The sequence below is a fragment of the Paraburkholderia sp. SIMBA_053 genome (assembly GCF_046534895.1).
In the GTDB taxonomy this organism is placed as follows: Bacteria; Pseudomonadota; Gammaproteobacteria; order Burkholderiales; family Burkholderiaceae; genus Paraburkholderia; species Paraburkholderia caledonica.
On record NZ_JAWRXU010000634.1, the window covers coordinates 1 to 274 of the forward strand.

1 protein-coding gene is annotated in these 274 nt (G+C 49.3%); it reads left to right on the forward strand.

What is annotated here, in order from left to right; genetic code table 11:
* Nucleotides 1-181 (forward strand): hypothetical protein (locus SB753_RS37140; RefSeq protein WP_410805141.1); only part of this gene is annotated, 181 nt, incomplete at its 5' end.
* Nucleotides 182-274: the final 93 nt, after the last annotated feature.

The following is a 274-nucleotide window of genomic DNA, read 5'->3' on the forward strand; positions in this document are numbered from 1 at the left end:
CATTGCCGCCACTCCTATCGTTCCTCCCGCCGATCGCTATGAATCAACCAAGAAGAAAATTCTTAATCACATCGAGTGGCGGAAGATCGATACGGGTACGTGCATGACGCCGGATTTCTGGGAGGTTGATATTCAGGACTGGCTGAATCCAAAGGACAAAAGATCTAGGTATGGCGCTTGAGTCGTTGTGCGAAGACGGAATGCTTGAGTGCACAGGACGACGGAAATACTACCTGACGACCAAAGGATACGACGAAATATACTGACCGTAGGT